The sequence below is a fragment of the Pedobacter sp. 01T416_2 genome (genome assembly GCF_056398925.1).
This window is the reverse complement of the sequence record NZ_JBFTQI010000691.1, coordinates 1-3204: the sequence shown is the minus strand read 5'-3', so window position 1 is coordinate 3204 and position 3204 is coordinate 1. Positions and strand designations below refer to the sequence as shown.

At 35.4% G+C, this 3204-nt stretch carries 4 protein-coding genes; 3 read left to right on the top strand and 1 reads right to left on the bottom strand.

Annotated features, from left to right (window positions below; genetic code table 11):
• Window positions 1-50: 50 nt before the first annotated feature.
• Window positions 51-1076, top strand: a complete 1026-nt coding sequence (locus AC1DPQ_RS22550) for a sensor histidine kinase (RefSeq protein ID WP_477610941.1) — start codon at window positions 51-53, stop codon at window positions 1074-1076.
• Window positions 1073-1798: a LytR/AlgR family response regulator transcription factor gene (locus AC1DPQ_RS22545; protein WP_477610940.1), complete on the top strand. Its 726-nt coding sequence runs from the start codon at window positions 1073-1075 to the stop codon at window positions 1796-1798. The genes AC1DPQ_RS22550 and AC1DPQ_RS22545 overlap by 4 nt, the downstream gene beginning before the upstream one ends.
• A 98-nt stretch (window positions 1799-1896) precedes the next feature.
• Here the strand turns inward: AC1DPQ_RS22545 and AC1DPQ_RS22540 are convergent, their stop codons facing one another.
• The gene (locus AC1DPQ_RS22540) at window positions 1897-2583 is read right to left on the bottom strand and encodes a DUF6624 domain-containing protein (RefSeq protein WP_477585026.1); all 687 of its coding nucleotides are present in this window, start codon (window positions 2581-2583) and stop codon (window positions 1897-1899) included.
• A gap of 223 nt (window positions 2584-2806) precedes the next feature.
• Here AC1DPQ_RS22540 and AC1DPQ_RS22535 point away from each other — a divergent pair.
• On the top strand, window positions 2807-3204 hold a 398-nt coding region (locus tag AC1DPQ_RS22535), incomplete at its 3' end, for an aldehyde dehydrogenase family protein (RefSeq protein ID WP_477610939.1).

Here is a 3204-nt window from a genome sequence, read left to right as displayed (position 1 = left end):
CAATATATCCTAACCACAAGCTTATATGATAGATGATTAATCGATGCTTTTTGAGAAATTCTAACTTGCTTATCATTTTACAATTAATTGGGATAATTAAATTATTTATCGCGTTTTATATTTATTCCCTCTATACCTATCCTTTAAAAGCGTGGCGATTAATTATTGGTTTAATTTTGGTACATGCTTCTTATGCTATTTTTTGGTACATTACTGGCTATTACATCAGGCCTTTTGTTTGGCCAGATGGGCCTACACCAAGGGCATTTCAATTCTTCGATTTTATCACTTTAAATCTATACAAGTTTATTAAATATGCCCTTTTATCCTTTAGTTTATTTTATTTCCGCCAATCCATTAAACGTGAAAAAGAGTTAAAAATAATAGAAAAAGAAAAGTTTGATACCGAAAATTCCTTTCTCCGTGCACAGATTAATCCTCACTTTTTAAATAATACGCTGAATTTCTTTTTTGCAAAGTCTTTACCCTTATCTCAAGAGCTTGCCGATGGCATTATGACACTCAGTAAAATCATGCGCTATTCGCTGGAAATGGACAAAGATGACCGCATGACATTAATAGAAGAGGAAATTGAGCATATTAAAAATGTAATTAAAATTAATCAGCTTCGTTTCAATAACAAGTTACAGATCGATTTTAGTGTGAATGGAAATACCGATAATGTAAGATTGATTCCATTAATTCTAATTACTGTTGTAGAGAATATCTTAAAACATGGCAATTGTACAGATAATTTGCATCCTGTTAAAATAGCCTTAAGCATTAACGAAACCGACCATCATATTCGTTTAAGCACCTGGAACAAAAAGAAAAAAGGGCCTAAAGAACTCTCGAGTGGTATAGGTATGGAAAACATAAAAAAAAGACTCGCAAATCATTACAAAAAAGGGGTTGAGTTAAACATTAATGAAACCGAGATTGATTACAGCCTTGAATTAACTTTGCCTTACAATAAGGTTACCGATCACCAAGAAAAACCATCATCATCTGACAATTTAGGCTTTTTGGAACATTTCAAGATACCACAAATTAAACCTCAACCATACGCCTCATGATTAATTGCATTATTGTTGATGACGAAGATCATGCCATTGAAGTAATACAACATTACCTGAAATCTGTTGCCGCAATACAGATCGCCGCAACATTCACCAATCCGATTGATGCCCTGAGTTTTTTAAGCAGTAACCCGGTAGATCTCATTTTTTTAGATATTCATATGCCAGAGATATCGGGCATTGATTTCATCCAAACGATGAACAACAAAGATGTGCAGGTGATACTTACCACTGCCTACAAAGAGTTTGCCACTGCCGGTTTTGATCTTGATGTGGTTGATTATTTAGTTAAACCTATTCCTTTGCCCCGTTTTTTACAAGCCATAAACAAGGCTCAAAAGATTATTAACACTAAAAAAAACAGCGCACCTGTGAACCAGCAGGATGATGATTATTTCATGGTTAAAACAGAGGCTAAAGGTAAAATGCTAAAAATTAATATTGCCGAAATTGATTTTGTTGAAGGCATGAAAAATTATATTGCTTTTCACCATAATGGCATTAGAACGCTTGCGCTTCTAACCATGAAAGATGTAGAGGAAAGATTGCCCAAAGCACAATTTATCCGTGTGCAGAAATCGTTTATAGTGGCGCTTAATAAAATCACCTCCATTGATGGAAACAGGATTATTTTAAAAGGCATTTCTGCAGAAATATTGATAGGAGAAACTTACCGCAAAGATTTTTTAGATATGATGAAGCAAAAGCTGATCTCTTGAGCATTGAGCGAAAAGCAGAGAGCAGAGCGTACAGCGTTGCCATTAAGTAGATATGTTTCTTTTTCTAACTGCACCTTGTAAATCAGCAGGAAACAAAATCAGTTTTTAGCTTTATTTATGCTCATCGTCTTTTTATGCCATCCTTCTATCTGAGGCAGATCTTTTTTATATTGTTCAACATTCCATACAATACCCATATCAATCAGATAAGCAGCATAAGATCCAAGACCTATATCTGCCCTTCGGGTATCAACATGATCAGGATCGATCATGGGCATAATGGTATATTTATTGGTCAGCATATTCCAGGCTACCTGACTTCCATAAATCTGTTTCCTACCCTGAAACATCGCAATCCTATCTTCGAGCAGCGCCAAACTGGTGGCTTTTAGTTTTTTGTTCTTTGCAGCAATTCGCATAATAGGCAAGTATTTTTCCTGCGTTTTCAAATCTGCATGCTGGATCACCATGAATAAAGCTGAGTTGGCAGCCTCCCCTATTTCATCAATACTTAACCAACCGTATTTATCAATAATTGCCGATACCCTAATCAGGTTCAAAGAATCTACTTTATTGATTAACTCAAAATGTTTACGTAGAGTATCTTTTAATTTAAGACTATCATCTGCAAAGTGATTCCTGATATCGCTGAGCTGGCCTCTGTAAATCTGATCTAATCGCCCAATAGAATCAAGTTGCTTTATCAGGATACTATTATCATTTATTTGACAAAAGGACGAGCTGGTAAATAACAGGAAGATAATCGATAAATATATAAGTCTCATAGTAATCGAGGTAAAAAGCGTTACCACTAATATCATGATAATCTTTAGCCCTGGCAAATTCAATCGACGTGACACTAGTCAAATTTTAACCATAATAATCCTTTAATTAACCTCTCTTATCATTCAATTACATAGTCAAACGTTTGCCCTATTTTCTTTACAGAATAATAGAATTGCCTACCCCAAAAAGCATTATCTTTGTCCAAATCATAAAAAATAAAATATGCTTAAAGGATTTTTTAACGTACCTACCCCGGTTAACGAGCCTATTAATAGCTATGCGCCAGGCACAAAAGAACGTTTGCTTTTAAAAGAGGCTATCGCAGAGGCACGTTCTAAACAATTGGATATTCCAATGTTTATTGGCGGAGAAGAAATACATACAAAAAACAAAAAGAAAGTAGTAGCTCCACATGATCATCAGCATGTACTGGCCACATTTAGTTATGGCGACAAAAGTCATGTAAAACAAGCTATAGATGCTGCCTTAGCTGCCAAAGCTGATTGGGAAGCTTTAGCTTGGGAACACAGAGCGGCCATCTTTATGAAAGCTGCAGATTTGATTGCTACAAAATACCGTTACCAAATTAATGCTGCAACCATGCTTGGGCATGCTTGGGC